Here is a 24,868-nt window from a genome sequence, read left to right as displayed (position 1 = left end):
TCGGGGTCAGTGATTGCGATGAAGCGGCTCTGTGCGTAGGTTTTGGTGAACGAAAGAACTGGTCGCTGTGGCCTTCCAAATCTGCAAAAGAAAGGCTTGGTTGTTGTGTCAGAAATCACCATCACAAAGCTGAAGATCTGCCCTGTATTGGTTCCATTGCGACGCCCTGTCGTTGTGATGACCGGGCAGGTTACGATGGCCCCTTTGGTGCTGATTGATCTCGAACGAAGTGATGGGTCCGTTGGCCGCAGTTACCTGTTCACGTATTCTCCGATTGCCTTAAAAGCCACGGCGGCTCTATTGCGCGATCTGGCGCCAGTAGTGGAAGGAACTCCTGCGGAACCGCGTGGACTGCACACGCGTATCTTGGGGCAGTTCAAACTGCTGGGGGCCGAGGGGGTTACACTGATGGCCATAGCCGGGATTGACATGGCAGCATGGGACGCTGTTGGGCAGTCTATTGGCAGACCTTTGTATCAGGTTCTGGGCGGCGCTGCGAAAGCTCTTTCTGCTTACAACTCGAATGGAATGGGCTTGATTGGGCCCAGTAAGGTTGCGGGCGAGGCCCTGGACTTGTTGGCAGAGGGTGGATTCTCAGCCTTGAAAGTTCGGCTGGGTTATCCCGACGTAGATACTGATCTGGCTGTTTTGGACGAAGTGCGGACCGCGGTTGGCGAAGCGACGACAATTGTGACTGACTATAACCAGGGGCTGTCAGTAGCTGAGGCAAAACAGCGGCTAACCGCCTTGGCCGGGCAGAAGTTGGGATGGATCGAAGAGCCGATTGCGTTCGACAATTATGATGGGCTGGCCGAACTGCGTGCAGTTTCTATCATTCCTATTCAAGGGGGTGAGAACCATTGGGGGCCGGGTGACATGGCGCGAGCGACAAGCGCGGGGGCGCTTGATTTGGTCATGATAGACGCCATGAAAATCGGTGGGGTAACGGGTTGGCTCGAGGCTTCAAGCCTTGCACGCGCCGCAGGATGGCCGGTATCGTCGCATCTTTTCCCCGAGGTTAGCGCGCATCTGATGTGTGCGGATCCGGGCGCACATTGGTTGGAGTGGGTCGATTGGGCGAATCCAATCCTCAAAGACCCATACGAAGTGGTCAACGGCAAAGTAACCCCGCCCGATCGCCCGGGAATGGGTTTGGAATGGGACGAGGGTAAAGTGGCACAATACGCCATAGGTTAACGTCGACCCAAGCCTAGATTTAGCAATCTGCGCGGAACGGACTTTTGATTTGCGTTCGAAGTTAGGTGGCCGCTACTTGGAACCCGCGATGTAATACCGACAAACTTTCGTCTGTGCCTTGGGCTTTAAGGGGCTTTCGATGTTGAAAAATCCTACGCTTCAACGATGCCGGTGCTAAGCAATCAGGTGCTGCGATTGTCCAGTTTTGCTGGGTTGGCGGTGAAGTGGTCATTTTGTGTTTATTTTGCGCACATAAGGGCAATGCCGCCTTGAAAACGGCCTTTGCATTCAGCTTGTTCGAAAGATGTACTTCAAGGTCACCGGTGAAAAGTGTGAAACACAATCATGCGAGAAGGTCCTTTCCAATCCGATGGGGACACTTCAGCTCAAATCGAAGACAAAAACTCCCGCATTACCCGGTTTTGATTGTCGATTGCTTTGTCAAAAATACCCGTCGCTTTTGCGGCGTCGTAGGAAAGATCTCCAACGTTGAACCTACCCAAATGGAAGCGCCCAAAATCTCCCAAACTTTTATCAAGAAAGCGCAGGTTTCTGGATTTCATCTTTTGCACGACGAACAAATCGCCGATGCAACCGATGCCAAGACCGGCAGAAATCGCATTCAGATAAGAGTTGATGCCCGCCGCGCGGCATACGACCTTATATCCGACGCCCAAGGATTCGAGTTTTGAATAAAAGACATTGGAAAACCTAACAAATTCAGAAAGCTCTACTATCGGAAGCTGAGTGCTGCCCCCGAAATTCTCTAATGGAAAATCAGAGCTGGCGATCCAGCGCATAGTGAATGGCCAGCTTTTCCGGAGTGACGGCAAGTTTTCGTCCCGAACGACCGAATACGCGACATTCCCCTCGATGAAACGAATTTGATCTTCGAGGTCATCATAGTTTTGCATTTCTATAAATAACGAGGACCGGGCGATATCGGGGGCCGTGTGAAATAAATTGTAGGGATTCAGGAAAGCTTCGATCGTTGACAAAAACGCGATGCGAACAGGCTGGCTGCCTCTACTGTCTGAGATGTTCCGTATGCGATGTATGTTTTGCAGTATTTTCTCGCTGCAATCCAGAAGTTCGCGGCCGCTTTCCGTCAACGCTAGATTGGGGTCACCATTTTCGAACAAGTTGACCCCGACCAGAGTTTCAAGCGATCGGATCCTGTTGCTTATGGCTGGCTGAGATCGACCCAGCTCTTTAGCCGTCTTCGAATAGGACTTGACCTTACACAGGATCGCAAACGACTCAATTGCCTCGAGTGAGATTCTCATTGTTCTTGCCTGCTAAACAAATTCCGCCCTCTCGGGCGGAATTACCGTTTCATTCGTCCCGGAACGTTTTGGACATGGCATCCCGAATGGGCCGCGACAGATATGAGATGACCAGTCGTTCCCCGGTTGAAACCAGTACTTCCACCGGCATACCGGGAACCAACTCGTTGTCCTTGATCTTGGCAAATTCCTCGGATTGAATCTCTACCTCGGCACTATAGTAAACAGCGCCTGTCGCAGGGTCTGACAACGTGTCAGCCGACACCCATTTCACTGACCCATTCAACTCTGGGGTCTGGTTGAAATTGAACGCGGTCAGACGAACCCGCGCGTCTTGACCGGGAACGACCCTGTCAATTTCGGTGACGGGAATATTCGCCATAAGAATGGGCTGCTCGGCGACCGGAACGATATCCATGATCGCCTGCCCGGGCGCGACAACGCCACCTTTAGTGTGGAATCCAAGGTTCAGAACCCGACCGTCCAGCGGCGCCAATATCTGGCTGCGAGCAATTCGGTCCTGAGCTGTTGTCTTACGTTCCAAGACTTCGCGCAACCGCTGAGATACGTCGGATAGTTCGGTCGAGACTTCTTCACGGGATGTGGCCGCATTGCTGATCAGTGCGCTTTCGACCTCGGCGATCTGGGCCCGGACACTGTCGATCTGAGCTGTGTTCGTGGACAAGCTTGCTTCGATATCCAACGCAGCGCGGCGCACCTGAAGCAGTCGTGTCACGTTTGCAAGACCTTTGTCGTTCAAGACCGAAACAGTCTCAAGCTCTTCCTGGGTCAGTCTCTGGTTGGCTTCCTGCGATTTGATCTGGCTGCGCAGGCCTGCCACCTGAGCCAACAGCGCGTCCTTCTGGGTTTCAAGCTGAGCGATATTGGCAGCTTTTGCCATCGCACGGCTTTCAAAAAGCTGCGCTTCGCTTTCGAAAATCTCGCGAATATCTTCGCTGTGATCAAATTCCGAGGCGAAAGACAGGAAGTCCAGGTTGGCCAATTCAGCTTGCAACCGCGCCTTGCGAACGGTCAGAGTTGCAATCTGGCTGCTCAGCGCATTCAGTTCCGCCTGTTCGCGCGTCGTGTCCAAGCTGACAAGAACCTGCCCCTGTTTCACGGCATCATCTTCCGAGACGTGGATCTCATAAATAATGCCACCTTCAAGGTGCTGGACCGTCTGGCGATCCGTCTCAAGCGCCACCATGCCGGGGGCAACGATCGCGCCGTCGATGCGGGTCGCAACGGACCAATAACCTAGCCCGCCTACCATCAGACCCATAATCGCGGTTCCAAGCAGAACCCACTTTCCAATTCCGTCTGCCGGAGCTGTCTTTGCGTTACGCATTGGTCTTACCCTCACGTTTTGGCGCAGCAGTCTCTGCGTCTGCGCTGGCTTTCTTGTTGCGGTTTTCCGAGTAGGTCCGAAGGATTTCGTCCCGCGGGCCATAGGCCGAGACCGTGCCGCCATCCATTACCAGAACCTTGTCCGCCTGATTCAAGGCACCAAGACGATGCGCGATCATGACAACGGTTCGTCCTTCGCTTTTGAGGCGATCAATCGTCATCGACAAAGCCGCCGTACCAGCCGCATCCAGGTTCGAGTTCGGCTCGTCCAGCACGATCAGGGACGGATTCTTGTAAAGAACACGGGCCAAACCGATCCGTTGACGCTCGCCACCCGACAGCGCGCTACCGCTTTCGCCCAGAGACGTGTCATAGGCATCGGGCAGCTTCAGGATCAGGTCATGCGCATTTGCCGCTTGGGCCGCTGCGACAACATCGGCGTCGCTGGCATCGGCTTGGAAACGGGCAATGTTCTCGCGGACCGTACCGTCGAACAGCTCGACCGTCTGCGGCATGTAGCCGACAGAGTCGCGCAGTTGCAGGGCGTTCCAATAGCTCATGTCCGCGCCGTCAAGCCGCACGCTGCCCCGACTGGGTTCCAACGTACCGACGATCACACGGGCCAGCGTGGATTTCCCCGATCCACTGGGGCCGATAACCGCAAGCACCTCACCAGGGTCCAGCGACAGGGAGACGTTTCGCAGTACCGTTGCACCGCCGTTCGGGGTGGTCGCAAAGACGTTTTTCAGCTCGAGAACACCGCGCGGTTGCGGCAGTTGAACCGATGGGCTGGCAGGAGGATAGTCTTCCAGCAAGCTGTCGAGACGCTTGCGCGCAGCGCTGGCCAGAACATATTGCCGCCAGCTGCCGATCGCCTGTTCGGCAGGTGCAAGCGCGCGCCCAACCAGAACCGAGGCCGCAATGATCGAACCGGCACTCAGATCACCCGAAATGGCAAGATAGGCACCCAAACCCAGAACGGCGGATTGCAAAATCAAGCGCACGGTCCGCGAGATGGATGACAGTGTCGACGCCATGTCGCTGATCTGGCTCTGTTTCACTTGTGCCTGACCGTTTAGACCGTGCCAGTGATCATACAGATCATCGCGCATCCGCATCGCGTGGGCGACTTCATGGTTGCGGTTTACGTCGTTCAGGACTCGATTGCTGCGGACCTGAAACTGGTTGGCACGTGCTACGCCGCGCTGCGTCAGCACGTTGTTGAGCATGGCCACCGCCAGCAAAAACACCACACCGGCAAGACCGGCATAGCCCAGCCAAGGATGCAGCAGATAGGCAAAGCCAAGATAGATCGGGGTCCAGGGGGCATCAAAAATAACTGCTGGGGTCGAGCCGCCCATAAAGTCGCGCAACGTGCCCAAGTCGCCCACGGCATCGCGCCCCTTGGCGCCGCCTTCCTTGACCGAGCGTTCAATTTGCGCCTCGAAAACGCGTTTTTCCAACGTGTTGCCAAGTCGGTTGCCGATACGCACCAGAATGCGGGACCGCACCAGGGACAGCAGGCCAAACACAGAATACAGCCCCAGCATCAGCACGCTCAGACCCAGCAAGGTCTGGTAGCTCTGGCTGGGCAATGCCCGGTCATAAACCAGAATCATGAACAAAGGACCGGTCAGCATCGTCAGGTTGATCGCCATGCTGATGACACCGGTGGCAAAAAGACCCGGGCGAGCAGCACGGAACGCTTGCTCAAGCTCGGTACGTTTGAGGGGACTATGGGACATGGTGGCCCTCTTTCTGACATAAAGGAATGGAACGGCGGCGACCGTCTGGGCCGCCGCCGTGTTTGGGTTAAACCAGAACGTTGTCTTCGTTCAGGTCGGCAAGCTGAGTACCCAGCAGCGTGATGCTGCCTTCGGCACCCAGGTCGATGACAACGTCATCACCGTCCTGCGACGCGACTGCGGCCAGATCCTCGAAGTCGTCGAGGTCGAACGCTGCCGAGGTCAGGTCCAGTGTGTCGCCGTTGGCAAAGGCTTCAAAGTCAGCGATGACATCGTCGCCAAAGCCAGCTTCGAAGACAAAGGTATCCGCACCGCGGTTCCCTTCCAGACGGTCATTGCCAGCACCACCGTTGATGATGTCATCACCGGTACCACCGCAAATGTCGTCATCACCTTCGCCGCCATCAATGACGTCATTGCCACGACCACCTTCGATCATGTCGTTGCCCAGGCCGCCGTCCAGGATGTCGTCACCGCGACCACCGTCCAGAGTGTCGGCACCATCGCCGCCCTCCAGCAGGTCATCACCGTTGCCGCCATCCAGGTTGTCGTCACCCAGACCACCGACCAGATCATCGTCGCCGTTGCTGCCGATGAGTTGATCGTTTCCGGCTTCGCCGTCCAGATCATCATCGCCATTGCCACCGTCGACCACGTCGTTGCCAGCACCGGCCTCAACGATATCGTCGCCGTTGCCAGCTTCGATCTCGTCGTCACCAACGCCGCCAACCAGATCGTCATCACCATTGGTCGGAGCGACAACTTCTTCTTCAGCGAAGATAAAGTTCTCGGCCACCAGCTCATCGGGGCTAACCCCTTCGAGAGTGATCTGATCACCATTGCCCAGGTCGATTACGGTGTTCTCACCATCGGCTGTGATGCTGAGCTCTTCGAGCTGCGTGACACCGAAGTCTGACACATCCAGGAAGTCACCGTCTTCGATGCTGGCCGAGAAGTCCGCCACGACGTCGAAGCCCGTTCCACGACGGAACGTGAACGTGTCGCGGCCAGACCCACCGATCAGGGTATCGTTGTCGGCACCACCATCAAGGATGTCGTCGCCACGGCCACCATCGATGATGTCGTCGCCGGCACCACCGAACAGTTCGTCATTGCCACCTTCTGCAATGTCGATCACGATCCGCAGAAGCTGCTCTTCACCATTGTTGCGGGTGAAGTCCCCTTCGATCGGGTCAACAATCGTGTTGGCAGCGGTTGTTCCACCCAGAATGTTGACAGGCTCTCCATCCGGATTGCCTTCCGAGCCGTTGAAGCCCGGGTGCGCACCCACGACGCCGTTCTCGGCAGTACCCTGATCGCGCGCGGTCTGGTTGAGGAAGGCTGCACCTTCTTCATTGTTGACCTCGGTTCCCGCATCCAGAACATCGTTGCCAAAGCGTTCGATGACAATCGGGCCAATGAAGTTGCCTTCTTCGTCAAAGATGGGATCAGCAAGCGCGTCATCCGGTACGGCAAGGAAGGCGTCGTTGGAAGGGATGATCATGGTTGCCCAAGTAAAGAAACCTTGCCCAACCTGATCAGGATTGACGTTCAGCGTGAAGCTGGCCGTTTCACCCGGATCAATCGGTCCCGGAGCACCGATGCCGCCGATAATTGTCGCATCAACACCGTTGTCACCAACCTGCTGGTTGAATTCAGCCGCGATACCTTCGACGCTGCCGTCTTCGGCCAGACGTTCCAGACCCAGGCTGGCTTCTTCACCAACTGTGAACAGATCAAAGTTGGCGCCATCGTGGAAACCGAACCAGACGGGTGTCAGGAAGGTTCCGCCTTCACCCAGTGTGTTGGTCACCGACACCGTGATAGCTTCGCCTTCACCGACAGCATCGCCGCGGATGATATCGTTGCCCGCACCGCCGTTAATGACGTCGTCACCAGCGGCGCCTGCCAACAGGTTGTCACCATCGTCACCAGTCAGGAAGTCGTCGTTGACCGACCCGGTCAGGTTTTCGATGCTGATCAGCTGGTCCGCAACCGCATTGCCGTTCGGCGCTGCATAGGTCGCAGTACCGTTCGCCAGGTTGGCTGTGACCGAAGACCCGATGTCCTGGAAATCAGCAGTGTCGATACCTTCACCACCATCGGTGATGTCGTTACCGCCGCCGCCTTGCAGGACGTCATTGCCTTCTCCGCCTCGCAGGATGTCGTTGCCACCACGGCCAACCAGCAGGTCATTGCCGATATTGCCGGTCAGGGTGTTGGCGCCACTGTCACCAAACAGCTGGTCGTCATTGGCAGACCCATCCAGGTTTTCGAACCCGTCGAAGTTCTCGAAGATCGTGACGTTTTCATTTGGCGCGTAAGATGCGCTTCCTGTTGCCAGATCCGCAATCACTTCGGCACCGATGCCCTGGAAGCTGTTGGTGTCGATGCCTTCGCCACCGCTCAGGTCATCCAGACCACCGCCACCAGCGATGAAGTCATCACCCGCACCACCGTCGATGGTGTTCGGAGCAGCACCTGTCGCAACAATCTCGTCATCGTTGGACGAACCGGTGATGTTTTCGATGCTGGTAAAGGTTTCTTGGATCAGAGGACCATTTCCGCCACCGCCATTGTATTCGGCCGTACCGCTGCCATCAGCAGCCAGCGTGACACGAACACCTGCGATCGTCGGATCTGCGGCGCCCACGTTGATGTTCGAAAAGTCGTTGGTGTCGAAGCCTTCGCCGCCATCGATGATATCGGTACCGCCGCCACCGATCAGAGTGTCATCCCCTGCACCGCCGTTAAGAGTATCGTTGCCACCCAGACCGCTCAGAACATCGTCGCCGTCCAGGCCGTTCAACACGTTGTCGTTCGCGTCACCGATCAGTACGTCACCGTCATTCGATCCGATGACGTTTTCGATGCTGTTCAGACTATCGGTTTCAGATACAGCAAAGGTCACTTCTTCGATGTTGGTCACGCCCGAGGGGTTCTCGGAGACTTCGTCGGCACTTGCCAGGATGCCACCAGCGTCAACCAGCGAGTCGCGCACAACCGGGCCATTCTGACCGGCGGGCGCGTTATGCAGGTGGATCGCCGAAACCACGCCTGGGATCGGGGTCAGCAAGTCGGATACGGCCAGACCGGTTACCGACAGTTCGGACGAGTAGGTTGCGACACCGTTTTCAACAGTAACGGTCACGGTCGCCAAGCCGGTTGCTTCTGAATCCGACAACGGGCCGGGCTCTTGAGCTGCGTCCAACCGTGCGGTCAGAACCAGTGTGCCGTTCCCTTCAGGGTCCAAGTTGTTTTGAGAAACAAGCAACTGACCACGGATCTCACCACCGGGGAAATCCTCGGTGTGGATGTTGTAGTACAGGTTTCCAGCCAGCGCTTCGTCGACCAGGCTGTCCTCAGGATCACCGAAGTTCACGAAAGGTGCATCCTCGATCGAAACCGAGAACCCTGTCTCACGTGTTGCTGTGCCTGCACCCAGATCAACTTCGACAGGAACGTCGATGTCATTGAAGGCTGCAGTATCGATGCCTTCGCCGCCATCCAGCGTGTCATCGCCCAGACCGCCGGTCAGAACGTTGTCATTCTCGTCACCGATCAGGTTGTCAGGGTCATCCGAACCGATGATGTTTTCGATGCTGGTCAGAGTGTCAGTTTCCGAATCCGGAGTGGTCACTTCTTCGACATTCAGAACACCCGACGGGTTTTCCGAAACCTCTTCGGCGCTTGCCAGTTCGCCACCGGCATCAACCAGCGAGTCGCGCACAACCGGGCCGTTCTGGCCGGCGGGTGCGTTGTGCAGGTGGATCGCCGAAATCACGCCTGGGATCGGGGTCAGCAGGTCGGATACGGCCAGGCCGGTTACCGACAGTTCGGACGAGTAGGTTGCGACACCGTCAACAACAGTGACAGTGACGCTGGCTGTACCTGTTGCGAACGAATCCGACAGCGGGCCGGGCTCTTGTGCAGCATCCAGTACTGCGGTCAGAGTCAGCGTACCGTTGCCGTCCTGATCCAGGTTGTTTTCGTCAACCACCAACTGACCACGGATCTCACCGCCGGGGAAATCGGCTGTGTGGATGTTGTAGTACAGATTTCCGGCCAGCGCTTCGTCAACCAGGCTGTCTTCAGGATCACCAAAGTTTACGAAAGGCTGATCTACGATCGAAACCGAGAATCCTGTCTCACGCGTTGCTTCACCTGCGACCAGATCAACGTCGACGGGCACGTCAATGTCATTGAAGGCTGCGGTGTCGATACCTTCGCCACCATCCAACATGTCATTGCCCAAACCGCCAGTCAGAACGTCGTTGCCTCCGAGACCTTCAATCTGATCATCGCCGCCCAGACCGTTGATAATGTCGTCTTCGGGCGTTCCCATCAGCATATTGTCGTTCTCGTCGCCCTCGATAATCGGGATCATTATTTCATCAGGGTTCATTTTACACTCCAAGCTAATAAGCAAACGCTGATGCGCTCACGCGGCGTTACCTGAGCTTGGGAAAACTCGTCTCAACCATTCAAAAATGAAGGGTGGATCATCAATTGAGAAGGGACCTCGGATAAAACGTTAAGTCTCAGAAAAAATTGTGAAATTTTTTTCCAATCACGAAACAACAAGTAAAGTTGAAGACGGTTTTTTTTCTGTTGAATTGTGAAAAAGTAAGTAAAGAATAAGGGTGTGGACAGATGAGCAACAACGCGGCGACAGACGCATTAGAAAAGATTCCGGTACAGGACTGGGACTTGTTGCGCTTCCTCGTTTCGGTCGCGAGATCAGGAAGCATCGCAGGCGCCTCGTCGCAATTGTCCGAAAGCCCGGCAACGGTCGGGCGAAAGTTGAGAGACCTGGAAAAAGCGCTGTCCCTGCCGCTGTTTGATCGCGGGACAACGGGCGTCGCGCTTACACCAATTGGCGAGGATATTCTGAAAATCGCGCAACGGATTGAAACGGAACTTTGCCATATGGGCGAAGTGGCGCGCGGGCATCGTGACTTCAAAGGCAGCAGGGTGTCGGTCGCTGCGCCCGAAGGGTTCGGTGCGTCGGTGCTGGCGCCCAAACTGATCGAATTTCACACGTTGAATCCGAACATCAAGATCGACCTCCTTTTGTCCAATCAGAAGGTAAATTTGCACAACCGCGAGGCTGACATTGCCGTTCGTCTGGGTAAGCCAGAAGCGTACAGAGTGAATGCGGTAAAGCTTGGGACAGTAAAATTTGGTATTTACTCGTCACGGGAATACCTGTGCGACCTTGAGCCGATCCATACGCTGGACGAATTTCTGGGGCATAACGTGGTCGTCGCCACTGGCGCACTCGGAAACACGGTCCAGGAAACCGAGTTCCGAAAAATAACGGATCAGTGCAATATTGCGGCCAGAACAGATAACGTAAACGCTCAACTCTCTGCAGTCAAAAGCGGACTGGGGTTTGCCGCGCTGCCGAAGTTTATGGCCGGGGACAATCCAGATTTGATCGAAGCCCTGCCTGGCTTTTTGACGCAATCACTGGATCTTTGGGTTCTGACCCATAGCGACATCGCCCCCTATCCACATGTCCAGACTACGCTCGAATTTCTGGTCGACCTGTGCAGCAAGGTTGTAGAACCTGAGTAACCCGCGCGGTAGACGGCCTACCGTGATCCGCAATCGCCTTGTCCCAAACGAGCTGTGCGGCGATTTGTACACCAACTCTTTCGAATAAAAGCCTCAGACAGGTGTTTTTGAGACATCTGTCGGCTCAATCGGCAGGCAATGGAAAGGATCGAAAAATGTCTCTCACGCGTCGCGGTTTTCTTGCATCTGCCGGCTCGGGTCTTTTGGTTGCCGCAGCCCCGGCTTTTGCAAAAAAAGCAAATGCCGCCGAAATCTACACACTCCCGTCCCTTGATTACAGCCACAGTGCGCTGGAGCCTGTAATTGGAGCAGAAACGATGGAGCTGCACCACGGCAAACATGCTGCCGGTTATGCCCGCAACCTGAATAAACTGATCCCCGGAACCAGTCTTGAGGGCCAGTCTCTGGAAGATATCATCAAGACCGCGGCTGCGGATCGCGGGACATATCAGACCGTTTTAAACAATGCAGGCCAGCACTGGAACCACACCGAATTCTGGAAAATGCTGGTTCCGGGCGGCACCGGCGTGCCCGGCAGCCTGCAGAAAAAGATCGAGAGTGATTTCGGAAGTTTTGAAGAATTCCGCGAGCAGTTGGTCAATGTATCCAGCAAACAATTCGGTTCTGGTTGGGGCTGGCTGGCCATAGACAACTCGGGCAAACTAGTCGTTTTGTCGACGCCAAACGGTGAAAACCCGCTTGTGCACGACATGGTCTCACTCTTGGGTATCGATGTTTGGGAACATGCCTACTACGTCGACTACCGCAATCGCCGCAAAGAATACGTTGCTGCTGTCGTCGAAAGTATCGTCAACTGGGAATACGTGAACGCCCGCCTGGCCAACGCATAGTTTTTTGTGCGGACTGCCAAAAGCAGGCGATCCTCCTGATTGCTGTGCCTTGTGGCGGGTGTCTTAACCGAACTAATCATCAATTGAACGGCCATATTTGCATCAATATGGCCGTTCACGCATTTAGCCGCGACACCTAGATTGCTAGTCGCAGACACATTGCCGGGCATTTGGCCCGGTTTTTTCCCTTAATTCACGGGTATCCACAGGCCACCGGCGACCTATTTCGAAGGTGCGATCCGCCTTTACACCGATTTGTTCGATTGCCTTTTTCACCGCTGCCAGAAAATCGGGTTTCGTTAGGTTCTCAGAGTTTCGTGCTGGCAACCGGGTCTTCTGAAATGTGCGATCATCTTTTGCCGGGGCTAGCGAACTGCATGAAAGGTGAACGAATTGATCGAATAAGTTGCGTCGATCAGCGAATGCCAAACCTGCCGTGGGACTAAGACACATCGCAATAGATACAGTCGCCAATGGTCGCGTCATCACTAGGTGCACAGCAGCGAGCATAGCAAACTGGTCATGGCCAGACTTGGAGCAGAACCTCGCGTGACGAAGTTCTACCCATACGACCTGTAGCGCCAAGTCCACTCACCGACCAACTTGCTGACTTCCGAGGCAATATAGTTGCTCCAACCAGGTTGCGCCTTTCAAAGCTCGGACTTTCAACCGCATGGGAACTTGAAACTCTTCGCCTGACGCTGTGCTGAGAGGTAATAAGCAAGTAGCACAGGACTTACAGGTCATAGACCTAGCGTAGCGCCAATGACGCAGAGAGATACCAGGGACTTTTTGCGTGCAAGTCGGACAGTTGTGAAACTGTCTGAGCAGGATACACATTCGAATGGAAACGCCGTTGCTCGCGACAGCCGCCCGCGAGCTAGTTGTGGACTTCGTCGATCATGATCGTCTTCAGAGCTTATGTCGCGCAAATGGCTGAGGGCACGCGCGCCCAGTTTGGACACCGTGTGTCGCCCGCACATGGGCGCCGATCGCTGCCAGAACGTGCTGACCAAGGCGCCCATTATCGAGTGCAGGAGGCGCCTGTATTGACAGGATCGGTGTAAGGGTGACGCCAATATCTGCTTCGTATCTTGTTTGGTACAGGTCTTCCATTCGCTTCGCGATCATGGTCTTTCCTATCTCTGAGCTGCAGTAAACCATGAGGCCTGCCATCCGGGGCTGTCTAGGCTCAGGACCAATTGACTTCGATTTGCTGCGTGATTCATCGCGTTCGAAACGAGCGTTGAACATGTCAGATCGGGCGCACCAAGGGTGGCATGAACGCAAAGTGACATGCGGTTTGTGACAGATGAGCCATGGTGCGCCATTGGTTTAAGCACAAGGGCGAATGACGCCTTTTGAAACTATTTGTCTTCGCGGGTCAGGTCAGCGACAAAACTGGTGCGAAAGCATTAATCAGCAGTCTGTCAAATGTCGAATGGGTGCTGGGTGACCGCGGCTATCGTGCCGATTGGATCAGAGAAACGGTGAAAGAAATAGGGATTGGCGCGAGCGTCCCGGGTCGCAAACAGCGCAACACTGCCGTCCGATACGACAAGAGACGCAATCGGATCAAGATCATGTTTGGCAGATTGGCGCGCTGTATTGAAGGCTCTGCTGGGGCCTTGGATTGGCCCGCTTGCCTCGGTTCACAAAGCTTGGCGCAAAAGTGATTTTGCCTGCGTGCGCAGATCGTCCAACCTTTCGCGGGGCGCCACGCAGGGTCGTATTGCTGAAACAACGACATTCAGGCGCGTATGTGCTCAGACAATGGGTGGGGTTATGGAGACGATTGATCAAAAAGCTTTGTTGATGACACGCAAAAGCCATGCTTTTGGGTGCCTTCTTTTTGCAGCGTCGTTTCTTATTTTGACTTTTATTTACTCGGAGCCGTTGCAGGCACAAACGGCAAAGCAGTTGCCTGAATACGTGATAGAAGAGTTCGGCCACCCACCAGATCGGCCGACGGACCCGCTGAGCCCTGCGATGCAATTTGCGCTTCGGGTTGCGTTCGTTGACAGCGTTGTTCTGTCGACATGGGATGAAAATCAAAAGCTTGCACTAGCTGAAATCGCATCTTCTGGTGACCCGCGATTGGCGTGGATCATCAGCGATTTGATGCGATTTGTGCCCTCAGAACAGTTGAACACAGAACTGACGACTGCCGCCTCAGCGCTCTTGGGGAAAGAGATCAGGCTGGATAACAGCTGGGGTGATTTGACGGACCATCTTATTGCGTGGGACATTCCCGCACCGCCTGAATATCTTTCGTACAAACGGTCGATTTTCACCAATATCGTACCCGGATGGGAACGCATCTTTGTCGAAGGCGACATCGATTGGAGGATGGTATCCTGGGGCGGAGTGCTTATTGATGACCGCCCCTATGACACGACTGACAATGGATGCAATTGTATCCCCGCCGCCGACAACCCACAGACCAGCAGTGCCGAAGACGCAACTTGGTTGCAAGACGACGACGTCGTTTTTGGCATTTCTATAAATGGCGAACATCGGGCCTATCCGCGTCATATTATGGAAGTGCGCGAGATGGTAAACGACACTCTGGGTGGTCGCGATCTCGGTATTCCGTACTGCACTTTGTGTGGGGCTGCGCAGGCTTATTTTACCGACGGTTTGCCCGAGGGGATCGAGCGCCCGATTCTGCGGACTTCGGGGTTGCTGAACCGATCCAACAAAGTGATGTACGACCTGAACACCTACTCTGTGTTTGACACGTTCTTGGGTCACGCCGTAACGGGTCCCTTGGCCGAAAAAGGCTTGCAGCTTGATCAAGCCACAGTCATCACTACCGACTGGGGCACGTGGAAAGCGGAGTATCCGGATACCACGGTTTTGCTTGAGCGCTATGCGTTGGGTCGCGATCCCGATTTCCGCAACGGACGAGACGCAAACGGCCCCATCTTTCCGATCGGTGATGTCGACCCGCGTTTGCCCGTTCACGAGGATATCATTGGTGTGGTGACAGCCTCGGGCAAGCCTGTTGCATTTCAAAGAAGCACCGCGCTTTTGGCTTTGCAACGCGGAGAGGAGATTGTTGTCGAAAACGTTCGGTTGGAAATTACGGCCGGCGGGATTAGGGCCGTAGGCAAAGACGGATCAGACCTTGGCAGCCACCAAGCCTTTTGGTTTGCTTGGTCTCAATTCCACCCCGATACAGAATTGTGGCAACGGTAGCGGGTGTTTTGGTTCGTCTTTTGAAACGCCTTCATCCTCAATTGGGTCGCTTCTTATTCCGCGGCTCGCAACTCACGAACCAGATCAGCGTTTTCAAACTCCCAACTCTTGAAGCGTCTGTAGGCAAGGATGTTCTGCTGCGCTGTCAAACGCGTTTCTTCGCTGTCCAAACTATCATGGACAAATATCCGTTTGGCTTCTTGATAGGCGTTATTGCATGCAAAGCGTTCTGATTGAGTCAATTTGTCATCGACAGCAAGAGCCGTGCATTTGTAATAAATACTTAAGAGAGCGATAAGTTCGACCATCTCTGTCACCTTAACACAATGATCGTTGAAACAGATTTCAAGATATCGCGCGTTTCACAGGATACTGTGTTTTGCACGAGGCCCCCGTTCGCGAGGTGTGGCCACAAAGTGCTCTAATACTTCACCCGATATTTCGGACGGCGCTCGCCTATGCTTTGACAACTCGTCTTCAGAACTAGTTTTTCTGCGCTGTCGGTTCAGCCCGCTGACACAAAGAATTCCAGCTTGTCCGGCGCAACCCCTTCGCCGTTTACAGGCGTCATGTCCTGAGGGCAGGCCGACATCACGGCGACCAGATCGGCTTCGGCCCGCAAAGATATTCGATCGCCCGCCCGCGCGACCGGAGTTTCAAAACTGGTTGATCCGTCCGGTTTGAGCGGCACATTCATCCAGATGTTGAACGGGGCGGGGATGAGCGGCGCTTTCAGCCCGATAGCGATAAGCGCCATGCGCAGGTTGTCCGCACAATTGTCGTGATACCCTTCACATTCCAGTTCGCGGTACCTCGCGTGGTCACAGCAGGCGATAACTGTGTCATGCACGCCTGGCGAAGTGTCCACGACGATAGTCAGCAAAGACCTCCGCTGGTTGCTGACAAGGGCGTCGCCAACCTTTGGGAAGATTGATGCAATCGAAGTGTGCAGATGCGGCATCGAAAGATGTTCGTTTAGGTTCTCGGCAGCGAAGGCGAAGAAGTCACAGACCTGATGACCACTTGGATTTACGATGTTTAGAACCTGCCCCCGCGCAAGCCTGACAGCGATACCGCATCGGGCAGGTATTTTGTAGGTTCGCCCCACTTCCGCAGCCCCGTCAGCTGAGATGGCGATATCAAGGCTCTGGTTTGACCCGTCCGGGATCGAAATATCGGCTCTGCTCACGTCAATCCCCCTTTTCTAGGAACAATAAGACCGATTCATTCAGCTGCGAAGTGCTATTTAGTTCGCGTTCCGGTTGCCTGACATTTTGCTTCTTACTGCTACCGGTGGGTACTTTGTTCTTAACTCAAGAAAGATTCAGGCGTTGACTAAGGCAGTAAAGAACTGGAGCGCAATTTTGCTGTGGTTTGAGGGGCAATAGCGAGGCTTGGCACTATGCCACGTTGGAGCCTTCAAAGCTGTGAACAACACCATAGCCCCGCTGGTTCGGGCTTAGACTTCAGTTCACTCACACCTTCGCTTTGATAGCATGCGTGCTGCGAATATTTCCTTTGGTTCGCTGCGCCTCCTCGACGATGCCCGCCGATCAACGGAAGTAGAGGGCCGATTACTGGCATACATTCCTCGCACCGCTTCGGTGTTTACTCAGCCGATCTCGACTTCCTTACTGTGCTCCCTGGAATAAGTCGAAACCCGACATCCGTAGTGGACTTGGCTGGTTCACCGTTGATCTGAGCCAGAACCATCTCGGCTGCGATCTGGCCAATCTTAAGGTGGGGAACTGCGATTGATGTCAGCCGATAAGGTTGTATTGCCGAAATTGGCAAATCGCCCCATCCGGCGACGCCGATATCTTCCGGAACGCTCAGGCCGATTTTCTGGACATAGTGAAGCCCGCCAATCGCCATGTTGTCGTTCTGATAGAATATGACTTCGATATCGCGATGCGAGGCAAGCAGCTGCTCGGTGCCGTAGAACCCGGTGTAAAACCCCGGCGTATCTTTTAGGAGCAGTTGTTTTTCCAGTCGGCCGTTTGCATCCTCGATGGCTTTAGAGAAGCCGTTAAGGCGTGCGGTTGCCGCGTTCGCCACGTCATGAGACGTGCCGACATAGCCGAATTTTTGGTAATTCATTCCGGCCAAATAACGACCCATGCTATAGCCGCTGTCAAAGTGGTTCAGCCCGACGCACATGTCCAAAGGGCTGGAATTGAAGTCCCAGATTTCGACCAAAGGAATGCCAGCACCGCGCAACATCTGGATCGCTTTCTGGCTGTGTGAGCGACCGGTAATGATCAGCCCGGCAGGTTGCCAGGACAATACGGTCTCAATCCACTTTTCCTCATGGTCGATTTCATGCTCGGTCAGTCCCAGCACCGTCTGGTGGCCAAATGCACCAAGTTTTCGGTCGATGCCTTCCAGAACCTGCGCAAATATTTCGTTGCCCAGTTCAGGGATGCTGACCCCGACAAAAGTGGACTTCTTGTCGCCCGCAAAAACCGTCGCTAGCCGATTCGGTAGGTAGCCCAACCTGTCCACCTCGGCCATAACCTTAGCGCGCGTTTTTTCCGAAAACCCGCCTTCATCGCGCAGGACTCGACTGGCCGTCATCTTAGACACACCCGCAGCCTTTGCCACCTCGGCAAGGCTTACTTTATTGTTTTTACTTGATTTATCAGTGTCGCTGCTCATTTACGTTACGGGTAACTCTTTTTTATTGACAATGGGCGGGTCTGTGCGAATGCTAGCGTAACGTTACGGGTAACTCAATACGATGTTGAGGAGCATCAGGGTGACCCAAGCCTAGGAGGAGACAGCCGTGCCCGGCACAGCGCAAAACAATCTGTTCTTTGACGGGATAAAGAAGCATTTCGGAGGTACCTATGCGCTGCGCGACGTGTCACTGAATGTCGAACGCGGAGAGATTGTTGCCCTACTGGGAGAAAACGGAGCCGGGAAATCGACCCTCATCAAAATCCTCGGCGGAATTCACAAAGCGGATGAAGGGCGGGTTTTGATCAACGGTGAACCCTACGAACATCGTCCAGGCGGGTTCGGCGAGCGTCAGTCCGTGGCGTTTATCCATCAGGATCTCGGCATGATCGAATGGATGACCGTGGCCGAGAACATTGCGCTTGCTCTGGGCTATTCGCGAAAGGGCGGTTTGATCAATTGGAAATCCGTGGAGAGCTTTGCACAGGACGCGCTGGACAAGGTGGGATGTGAATTCGACCCGACTACGCGGGTTCAGGACTTGTCGCGGACCGAGAAGTCTCTGGTCGCGATTGCCCGCGCTTTGGCCGTTGATTGCGACTATCTGGTGTTGGATGAACCAACCGCATCCCTGCCTGCGGATGAGGTCGAACGATTGTTCGAAGCCTTGCGCCCGCTGAAGGAACAAGGCGTCGGTATGATCTATGTGTCGCATCGGCTGGATGAGATTTTTCAGATTGCTGATCGGGTTGCCGTACTACGAGACGGAGAGATGGTTGGGCTGCGTAGCATTGACCACACCACACCCGAAGAACTGGTTTATATGATCGTCGGCCGCAAGACTCGGCAGGTGATGAAACCAGACATGCCGCCGGGTGCAACGTTGCTTGAGGTGTCTGGCCTGAACATGGAAGCAGCGCACAACGTCAGTTTCCAGTTGAAGACAAATGAAATCGTCGGGCTGGTGGGGCTGCGCGGGGCGGGTCACGAAAACGTCTCGCGCGCGCTGTTCGGGTCGGAAGGGTTTAGCGGCCAGATAACCCTGCATGGTGAAACGCCTGACCTGAGCACGCCGCAAACTGCGATGGCATCAGGGATCGGGCTGGTTGCGCGGGACAGAACCGAAGAGTCCGTCGCCATGTCACTGACCATTCGAGAGAACACGTTCCTGAACCCTGCCGCGATCGGGCGGTCGCTGTTGTCGTTCATGAGCCACAAAGCTGAAACAGAGAGCGCCACCCGGATCGGAGCGGACGTCGCCTTGTCTCCCAATGATCAAAGCATGGCGATTGAAAGCTTGTCGGGTGGAAACCAGCAAAAAGTGGTCATCGGACGTTGGCTGGAAACCAAGCGCAGGCTGTTGATCTGCGAAGACCCGACGGCGGGGGTTGATGTTGGTGCGAAAGCAGAAATTTACGCGCTGTTGAACCGCGCAATGGAAGAGGGCGTCGGCATCATCGTCGTTTCCACCGATTTCGAGGAAGTTGCAGCCATCTGCCATCGCGCCATTGTCTTCAGTCAGGGTCAGATCGTGCGCGAATTGACCGGAACCGAACTGACCACTGAAAACCTGATACAAGCTGCTTCGGCCTCGAACGCCGTCGCGAGTTAAGGAATACGAGAATGCAATCGCTTGAATCCAATGCGCTGGAACCAACCAAGGCCGAGCTGAAAGATGTCTCGCTAAAGACACGGATCCTCAGGTTCCTACCGGTCTATGGCCTGGTTTTGCTGACAGGTTTTCTGATCATCCTATTTTCCATCCTGCTGCCAAACACGTTCCCGACCCTTTTGAATCTACGGGCGATTATCTCGGACAAGGCGATTATCGCGCTTTTGTCGCTGGGGGCGATGATCCCAATGGCGGCGGGTCGTATCGATCTAACCGTGGGATATGGGATCGTGCTGTGGCATATCCTTGCGATCTCGTTGCAAACCACGTTTGGAATTCCATGGCCGATTGCCGTGGCAATCGTCCTGTCGCTGGGTTTGCTAACCGGGTTCCTGAACGGACTGCTGGTCGAGGTTGCCAAAATTGACAGCTTCATTGCGACCTTGGGCACGGGCACGGTGCTGTACGCTCTGGCACTGTGGCACACGGGCGGACGTCAGATGGTTGGGGCGTTGCCGGATAGTTTCTACGCAATCAACGGCACCTTCGTGTTCGGCCTGCCAATCACGGGGTTTTATGTGCTGGGTATCACGGTCGCGATGTGGCTGATCCTGGAATACACGCCGATTGGCCGGTATCTCTATGCGATTGGGGCCAATCAGCGCGCTGCGCAACTAAACGGTATTCCGACCCGGAAATTCGTCATCGGCGCTTTCATGTCTTCGGGGCTGATCACGGCTTTTGCCGGAGTGCTGCTGGCGTCGAAATTGCGGATCGGGCAAGCCTCGGTCGGTCTTGAATTCCTGTTACCTGCTTTGGTTGGGGCCTTTCTTGGGTCCACGACCATCAAGCCGGGACGCGTGAATGTTTGGGGAACAGTCGTGGGTGTCGCGATCCTGGCTGTTGGCATCTCGGGCATTCAGCAATTCGGAGGATCCTTCTGGGTCGAGCCGATGTTCAACGGTGTCACGCTGCTGATTGCAATCGGTATTGCCGGTTACGCTCAGCGTCGCAAAGGCGCCAACAAGTAAACAGCATAAGGGAGGAGATTATGCTGAAACGGACTTTCATGGCAGTATCCGCTGCTGCGCTTCTGACTGGTTTGGGACTTCCGGTGACCGCCGAGACGGCGTTCGACGGCCCCACCAGTGGACCCAAAGCCGCCGAGGGCAAATCCATTGTCGTCGTCGCGGGCGATCTGAAAAACGGCGGTATTCTGGGCGTAACCAATGGCGTCGAGGAAGCTGTCGGAACCATTGGCTGGGACGTGCGCGTTCTGGATGGTGCGGGTTCTATTCAGGGCCGGACCGGGGCCATTGGCCAAGCACTGGCTTTGCAACCTGACGGGATTATCATCAACGGCTTCGATGCCATCGAACAGCAGGCCGCGTTGGAAGGCGTGGTGAACGCAGGCATTCCGATGGTGGCCTGGCACTCCGGTCCCAAGATCGGGTGTGACGCACCCGGAGGAATTTTCGCCAATGTCTCGACCGATGCCATGACCGTCTCTGAGGTGGCCGCGGAATGGGCGATGGATGACGGCGCCGATGGTGTTGGTGCCATCATCTTCACCGATTCGACCTATCAGATCGCCATCGACAAAGCGGACCGGATCAAGGAAACCATTGAGGCTGCCGGCGGTACGGTGCTTGAATACGTCGACACGCCCATCGCCGATACCTCGGCGCGGATGGGGCCGCTGACCACCAGCCTGTTGCAGAAATATGGTGATCAGTGGACCCATGCGCTTGCAATCAACGATCTATACTTCGACTTCATGGGGCCTGCATTGGCGGCGGCGGGTATCTCGTCCGAAGATGGGCCGCAGGCTGGGTCTGCTGGTGATGGATCAGAGGCCGCTTTCCAACGTATCCGCAGCGGCAACTACCAGACAATTACAGTGGCCGAGCCGCTGAACCTGCAGGGCTGGCAATTGGTCGACGAGTTGAACCGTGCCATTCAAGGCGAGCCATGCTCGGGCTATGTCACGTCGCCTGCGTTGGTGACCGAGGAAGGTTTGGCAAAACTGGGCGACAGCAATCAGTTCGATCCCGACAGCCCCTACCGCGAAGCTTACGCAAAGATCTGGGGCAAGTAAGCGAACCGGCGGCCCCTGCCTGAATCGGTAGGAGCCCCGTTCAAAAAATGACACAGCGCACAGCCAACTCAGCGGTCTTTTGACCGCCATGGCGGAGCTTTGCGCAGAGGAGGAAACCATGAGCGACCAGCCATTGGTTCAAATGCAAGGAATAACCAAACGTTTTGGCGGCGTGACGGCGCTGCAGGATGTTGATCTGACCGCGTATGCGGGCGAAGTGCTCGCTATTGTTGGAGATAACGGGGCAGGCAAATCCACCCTGATCAAGATTTTGACGGGAGTGTATCAGCCCACCGAAGGGTATATTCTGATGGATGGAAAACCGTTGGAGATGGCCAGCCACTCTGACGCAATCGCGCATGGCATTGATGCGGTTTATCAGACTTTGGCGTTGGCTGATCATCTGTCGCCAGCAGCGAACATGTTTCTTGGCAATGAGTTGACCAAGAACGTTTTCGGCATTCCGTTTCTGGACAACAAACGCATGAAGTCCGAGGCCGCGCGGGTTTTGGAAGAACGCCTTGGTGTCCGGCTGCGGTCAATGGATGTCATGACGGAAAGCCTTTCGGGCGGTCAGCGTCAGGCGGTTGCTATTTCGCGTGCGGTCTACCACGAAGACCTTCGCTTGCTGGTGATGGATGAACCCACCGCAGCTTTGGGTCCGCAGGAAACCGCGCGGACGTTGAAACTGATCAAGGCGCTGCGCGAACAAGGTCTGGCCGTAATACTGATTTCACACTCGCTTGACGACGTCTTCGAGGTCGCCGACCGCGTTCATGTGCAACGCCGAGGGCGCGCCGTTGGCGTTGTCAAAACTGCGGATAGTTCCGTTCAAGACGTACTGGGCCTGATCGTCGGCGCCCAGGATGCGGCCGCGTGAAGGAGAACGGTATGTCCGCAACCACCACAAATCCCGAACAAAAGACCATCATGGACCGGCTCGAGCCTTATCTGGCGTTCATTGGTCCAATGGTGATGATCCTGGCGATCCTCATCTTTATGGGCATCGCTGAACCGGCGCGATATTTCCGTCTGACCAACCTGAACCTGATCCTGCTGGACGCGGCGCTCTATATGCCGATGGCCATGGCGATGACTTTCGTTATCACCCAGCGTGGGATCGACTTATCTATTGGCTCAATCGCCGCGCTGTCCGCGATCCTCATGGCGTTTTTGGTCAAACAATACGGGTTTCCCGCCTGGGTCGCTGTTCCTTTGGCAATTGTCCTTGGGGCGCTGATGGGTCTGATCAATGGTCTGGTCATCACCCGGTTTAAAGTTCCCGACCTGATCGGCACGCTGGCGATGGACCTGGTCTATCGCGGTCTGGCGCTGGTGATTGCCAAAGGTCTGGTTCTGGCCCGTTTCCCGGACCTAATCACGGAAATTGGACGGGGTCAGATCCCGGGCTTTATTCCAGTCCCGGTGGTCCTGGGGCTGATTACAATGGCCATCGGCTACGTGGTCCTGACCCGCACTTATTTCGGGCGCTACACCATTGCTATCGGTTCGAACCCCGAGGCCAGCGAGATGACCGGTGTCGCCGTCGATCGCCACAAGATCTATGCCTATGTTCTGATGGGCGCTGCGGCAGCCATGGCTGGAGTCATGCTGACCGGAAAGCTGAACGCCATTCAGGCAACCTCGGCCCCCTATTTCAATCTACACGTCATCGCTGCGGTTGTTGTCGGCGGTACGTCCCTGTTCGGCGGGCGTGCCTCGATGATTGGATCTTTGGCCGGGGTGTTGTTGCTGTCGATGATGATCAACGCGCTGGTGACCCTGCGGATCGAATTCTTCTGGCAATCCGTCGCCTCGGGTGTGGTGATAGTCAGCTCGGTCGCACTGTACACCTGGATGCAAAAGAAAGACCGGGACGGGGCGCATGGCCTGATGGCGGCTCTGCGCAGCAAGGAGGCGCAGAAACTCATCCGCTTCTCTGCAGCGCTGATCGGCGCCCTGATCCTATTGCTGGCCCTTGGGGCGGGACTGGCAACCGAGCCTGCGCCAAGCGGCTAAGGCAATCAAAGTGGTGCGCCCGGAGGTAGGAGTCCTGGCGCACCTGCAAGACCCCACAATGTTCGCGAAAGGGAGGACTTACCGTGAAACAATTGAACAAAGCACTACTGACGACAAGCCTGTTTTGCCTGTGTGCCGCTTCGGCCATGGCGGAAACCAAGCTGCCTCTGAAGGAACTGCCCGGCATCGGCGACCGAGATTACTGGGTGCCCGGCGAAGTGAATGCCGAGGGCAAGCTTGAGGCGCTTCAGGCAACGACTGGCGCGGAAGCCGTGAAATACACCGGTACGCAGGATGCGCCGTTGCAGATTGCGCTGATCTATCCGTCTGCGGATACGTCCGATTTCTGGGCGCGTAATTATCTGGCGATGACAAAACGTCTGGAAGAGCTGGGTATTGAATACGAGACGACCGAGTTCGCCAGCCGCCAGATTGAGCACAGCCTGCAATCGACCTATGCCAACCAGGTGGTTCAGGATGCAGATCTGTATGACTTCGTGATCTTCGGGCCGTCAGAACTGGCCATTCAGGCCGACAATATTGACAAGATGGCAGGCAATGACGGCTTTGCGACCTTTGTCTGGGCCTTCCACACACCGCCCAAAGACCTGACCAATCAGCCCGATGCGTGGTTCGACTTCAGTTCGGCTGCGGGCGCACTGACCATGTGCGACTACATGCTGGAGCGTCTTGGCAATGATGTGACCATGGCGATGAACCGGGGTATTCCGGGCATCACGGACGATCAGCGCTCGGGTGATTTCAAGGCCTGCGTCGAGGAGAAAGGCAATTGGAACACCGTTTACGAACACTACGGCGAGTATCAGCGTGAAGGCGGGTTCGAAGGCACCAGCCTGATCCTGCAAGCCTATCCCGAGGCTACAATTATCCACAACGCCAACACTGCAATGGCGATGGGATCGGTTGAGGCTCAGGTCGCGGTCGGCAAAGAGAAAGACGTGTTCTCAACCGGCTGGGGCGGCACAGGCCTTGAACTGGATGCCATCCGCCGGGGTGAGCTGGATGCTACGCCGATGCGTATGGGCGATGACGTTGGGGCCGCCACGGCCGAGGCGATCAAGGCGCATCTGGAAGGACGTCAAGACGAACTGCCCTTTGTTTTCCTTGGCCGGATCACGGTTGCTCATGATCAGATGAGTGCCGAAGAACTTGACGCGCTGGAACAGGAAGCCTTCCGCTTCTCAGGCGTCGGGGCGCTGGAACGCTAAGGAGCGCGTCTGTGGCCGATATGT

Annotated in this window: 18 protein-coding genes and 1 pseudogene; 11 read left to right on the top strand and 8 right to left on the bottom strand. The window is 55.5% G+C overall.

The window, feature by feature from the left end; translation table 11 throughout:
• Positions 1 to 45 precede the first annotated feature (45 nt).
• Positions 46 to 1,197 (top strand): enolase C-terminal domain-like protein, encoded by a 1,152-nt coding sequence (locus ACR3E7_RS18845; RefSeq protein WP_480506619.1) that lies wholly within the window; start codon positions 46 to 48, stop codon positions 1,195 to 1,197.
• A gap of 386 nt (positions 1,198 to 1,583) precedes the next feature.
• Here the strand turns inward: ACR3E7_RS18845 and ACR3E7_RS18840 are convergent, their stop codons facing one another.
• The 4 genes from ACR3E7_RS18840 to ACR3E7_RS18825 form a co-directional block, all read right to left on the bottom strand.
• The gene (locus ACR3E7_RS18840) at positions 1,584 to 2,483 is read right to left on the bottom strand and encodes a LysR family transcriptional regulator (protein WP_480503959.1); all 900 of its coding nucleotides are present in this window, start codon (positions 2,481 to 2,483) and stop codon (positions 1,584 to 1,586) included.
• Between the two features lie 49 nt (positions 2,484 to 2,532).
• Positions 2,533 to 3,831 carry an HlyD family type I secretion periplasmic adaptor subunit gene (locus ACR3E7_RS18835; RefSeq protein ID WP_170771769.1) on the bottom strand — a complete coding sequence of 433 codons (1,299 nt, stop codon included), beginning with the start codon at positions 3,829 to 3,831 and terminating at the stop codon, positions 2,533 to 2,535.
• Complete coding sequence (locus ACR3E7_RS18830) at positions 3,824 to 5,575, bottom strand: type I secretion system permease/ATPase (RefSeq protein WP_480503958.1); 1,752 nt, start codon at positions 5,573 to 5,575, stop codon at positions 3,824 to 3,826. Before ACR3E7_RS18830 ends, ACR3E7_RS18835 begins: the two co-directional genes overlap by 8 nt.
• Before the next feature lie 67 nt (positions 5,576 to 5,642).
• Positions 5,643 to 9,980: a CHRD domain-containing protein gene (locus tag ACR3E7_RS18825; RefSeq protein WP_480503956.1), complete on the bottom strand. Its 4,338-nt coding sequence runs from the start codon at positions 9,978 to 9,980 to the stop codon at positions 5,643 to 5,645.
• Between the two features lie 248 nt (positions 9,981 to 10,228).
• Between ACR3E7_RS18825 and ACR3E7_RS18820 the strand changes: the two genes are divergently transcribed.
• Complete coding sequence (locus ACR3E7_RS18820) at positions 10,229 to 11,155, top strand: LysR family transcriptional regulator (protein WP_480503955.1); 927 nt, start codon at positions 10,229 to 10,231, stop codon at positions 11,153 to 11,155.
• Between the two features lie 155 nt (positions 11,156 to 11,310).
• Positions 11,311 to 12,006 carry a superoxide dismutase gene (locus tag ACR3E7_RS18815; protein ID WP_480503954.1) on the top strand — a complete coding sequence of 232 codons (696 nt, stop codon included), beginning with the start codon at positions 11,311 to 11,313 and terminating at the stop codon, positions 12,004 to 12,006.
• 912 nt (positions 12,007 to 12,918) lie between these two features.
• Here ACR3E7_RS18815 and ACR3E7_RS18810 read toward each other — a convergent pair.
• Positions 12,919 to 13,260, bottom strand: coding sequence for a TniB family NTP-binding protein (locus ACR3E7_RS18810; protein WP_480503953.1), 342 nt, complete (start codon positions 13,258 to 13,260; stop codon positions 12,919 to 12,921).
• A 101-nt stretch (positions 13,261 to 13,361) separates the two neighbouring features.
• Between ACR3E7_RS18810 and ACR3E7_RS18805 the strand changes: the two are divergent.
• Together ACR3E7_RS18805 and ACR3E7_RS18800 are read left to right on the top strand one after the other, a co-directional pair.
• A pseudogene (locus ACR3E7_RS18805) lies at positions 13,362 to 13,604 on the top strand (IS5/IS1182 family transposase); the annotation flags it as partial.
• Between the two features lie 391 nt (positions 13,605 to 13,995).
• Positions 13,996 to 15,207, top strand: a complete 1,212-nt coding sequence (locus ACR3E7_RS18800; RefSeq protein ID WP_480503952.1) for a DUF3179 domain-containing (seleno)protein — start codon at positions 13,996 to 13,998, stop codon at positions 15,205 to 15,207.
• A gap of 53 nt (positions 15,208 to 15,260) precedes the next feature.
• Here the strand turns inward: ACR3E7_RS18800 and ACR3E7_RS18795 are convergent, their stop codons facing one another.
• From ACR3E7_RS18795 to ACR3E7_RS18785, 3 genes are all read right to left on the bottom strand, one after another.
• A complete protein-coding gene (locus ACR3E7_RS18795; protein ID WP_170771785.1) occupies positions 15,261 to 15,515 on the bottom strand; it encodes a hypothetical protein in 255 nt (84 codons plus the stop codon).
• Positions 15,516 to 15,712: 197 nt separating this feature from the next.
• The gene (locus ACR3E7_RS18790; protein WP_480503951.1) at positions 15,713 to 16,396 is read right to left on the bottom strand and encodes a DUF1989 domain-containing protein; all 684 of its coding nucleotides are present in this window, start codon (positions 16,394 to 16,396) and stop codon (positions 15,713 to 15,715) included.
• 419 nt (positions 16,397 to 16,815) lie between these two features.
• Entirely contained in the window at positions 16,816 to 17,865 is a 1,050-nt protein-coding gene (locus ACR3E7_RS18785) for a LacI family DNA-binding transcriptional regulator (RefSeq protein WP_480503950.1), read from the bottom strand.
• 127 nt (positions 17,866 to 17,992) lie between these two features.
• Between ACR3E7_RS18785 and ACR3E7_RS18780 the strand changes: the two genes are divergently transcribed.
• From ACR3E7_RS18780 to ACR3E7_RS18755, 6 genes are all read left to right on the top strand, one after another.
• Positions 17,993 to 19,498 carry a sugar ABC transporter ATP-binding protein gene (locus ACR3E7_RS18780; RefSeq protein WP_480503949.1) on the top strand — a complete coding sequence of 502 codons (1,506 nt, stop codon included), beginning with the start codon at positions 17,993 to 17,995 and terminating at the stop codon, positions 19,496 to 19,498.
• An 11-nt stretch (positions 19,499 to 19,509) separates the two neighbouring features.
• Positions 19,510 to 20,529 carry an ABC transporter permease gene (locus tag ACR3E7_RS18775; RefSeq protein WP_170356573.1) on the top strand — a complete coding sequence of 340 codons (1,020 nt, stop codon included), beginning with the start codon at positions 19,510 to 19,512 and terminating at the stop codon, positions 20,527 to 20,529.
• A gap of 20 nt (positions 20,530 to 20,549) precedes the next feature.
• The gene (locus ACR3E7_RS18770) at positions 20,550 to 21,596 is read left to right on the top strand and encodes a substrate-binding domain-containing protein (RefSeq protein ID WP_170771789.1); all 1,047 of its coding nucleotides are present in this window, start codon (positions 20,550 to 20,552) and stop codon (positions 21,594 to 21,596) included.
• Positions 21,597 to 21,714: 118 nt separating this feature from the next.
• Entirely contained in the window at positions 21,715 to 22,476 is a 762-nt protein-coding gene (locus ACR3E7_RS18765) for an ATP-binding cassette domain-containing protein (RefSeq protein WP_480503948.1), read from the top strand.
• A gap of 11 nt (positions 22,477 to 22,487) precedes the next feature.
• Complete coding sequence (locus tag ACR3E7_RS18760; protein WP_170783242.1) at positions 22,488 to 23,615, top strand: ABC transporter permease; 1,128 nt, start codon at positions 22,488 to 22,490, stop codon at positions 23,613 to 23,615.
• 83 nt (positions 23,616 to 23,698) lie between these two features.
• The gene (locus tag ACR3E7_RS18755; protein ID WP_331252101.1) at positions 23,699 to 24,844 is read left to right on the top strand and encodes a substrate-binding domain-containing protein; all 1,146 of its coding nucleotides are present in this window, start codon (positions 23,699 to 23,701) and stop codon (positions 24,842 to 24,844) included.
• Positions 24,845 to 24,868 lie beyond the last annotated feature (24 nt).

Source organism: Ruegeria sp. BK1 (assembly GCF_056535645.1).
The sequence above is the reverse complement of the archived record's forward strand: the minus strand, read 5'-3'. Positions and strand labels throughout refer to the sequence as shown.

Bases quoted from the DNA above. Each gene is read 5' to 3' on its own strand.
- ACR3E7_RS18835 (WP_170771769.1), bottom strand. From the start codon at position 3,831: ATGCGTAACGCAAAGACAGCTCCGGCAGACGGAATTGGAAAGTGGGTT.
- ACR3E7_RS18810 (WP_480503953.1), bottom strand. From the start codon at position 13,260: ATGTTCAACGCTCGTTTCGAACGCGATGAATCACGCAGCAAATCGAAG.
- ACR3E7_RS18795 (WP_170771785.1), bottom strand. From the start codon at position 15,515: ATGGTCGAACTTATCGCTCTCTTAAGTATTTATTACAAATGCACGGCT.
- ACR3E7_RS18830 (WP_480503958.1), bottom strand. From the start codon at position 5,575: ATGTCCCATAGTCCCCTCAAACGTACCGAGCTTGAGCAAGCGTTCCGT.
- ACR3E7_RS18840 (WP_480503959.1), bottom strand. From the start codon at position 2,483: ATGAGAATCTCACTCGAGGCAATTGAGTCGTTTGCGATCCTGTGTAAG.
- ACR3E7_RS18775 (WP_170356573.1), top strand. From the start codon at position 19,510: ATGCAATCGCTTGAATCCAATGCGCTGGAACCAACCAAGGCCGAGCTG.
- ACR3E7_RS18765 (WP_480503948.1), top strand. From the start codon at position 21,715: ATGAGCGACCAGCCATTGGTTCAAATGCAAGGAATAACCAAACGTTTT.
- ACR3E7_RS18825 (WP_480503956.1), bottom strand. From the start codon at position 9,980: ATGAACCCTGATGAAATAATGATCCCGATTATCGAGGGCGACGAGAAC.
- ACR3E7_RS18800 (WP_480503952.1), top strand. From the start codon at position 13,996: ATGCAATTTGCGCTTCGGGTTGCGTTCGTTGACAGCGTTGTTCTGTCG.
- ACR3E7_RS18820 (WP_480503955.1), top strand. From the start codon at position 10,229: ATGAGCAACAACGCGGCGACAGACGCATTAGAAAAGATTCCGGTACAG.
- ACR3E7_RS18760 (WP_170783242.1), top strand. From the start codon at position 22,488: ATGTCCGCAACCACCACAAATCCCGAACAAAAGACCATCATGGACCGG.
- ACR3E7_RS18815 (WP_480503954.1), top strand. From the start codon at position 11,311: ATGTCTCTCACGCGTCGCGGTTTTCTTGCATCTGCCGGCTCGGGTCTT.
- ACR3E7_RS18785 (WP_480503950.1), bottom strand. From the start codon at position 17,865: ATGAGCAGCGACACTGATAAATCAAGTAAAAACAATAAAGTAAGCCTT.
- ACR3E7_RS18770 (WP_170771789.1), top strand. From the start codon at position 20,550: ATGCTGAAACGGACTTTCATGGCAGTATCCGCTGCTGCGCTTCTGACT.